The organism is Streptomyces actinomycinicus (assembly GCF_016741775.1).
Classification (GTDB): domain Bacteria; phylum Actinomycetota; class Actinomycetes; order Streptomycetales; family Streptomycetaceae; genus Streptomyces; species Streptomyces actinomycinicus.
The window spans coordinates 1-201 of record NZ_JAERRK010000106.1 but is presented as its reverse complement, the minus strand read 5'-3'; the positions used below and the strand labels follow the sequence as shown (position 1 = coordinate 201).

Annotated in this window: 1 rRNA gene; it reads left to right on the top strand. The window is 58.7% G+C overall.

Going from position 1 to position 201, the window contains the following annotated elements:
* The first annotated feature begins 84 nt into the window (after positions 1-84).
* Positions 85-201: ribosomal RNA gene (gene rrf, locus JK359_RS38710) — 5S ribosomal RNA — on the top strand.

The following is a 201-nucleotide window of genomic DNA, read 5'->3' as shown; positions in this document are numbered from 1 at the left end:
TCAGACGCTCGCGTTCACTGTGTTGGTTCTGAAACCACGACCACGTCGCCGTGTATGGCGTTCCGGTTGAGAGTTTCATAGTGTTTCGGTGGTCATAGCGTGAGGGAAACGCCCGGTTACATTCCGAACCCGGAAGCTAAGCCTCACAGCGCCGATGGTACTGCAGGGGGGACCCTGTGGGAGAGTAGGACGCCGCCGAAC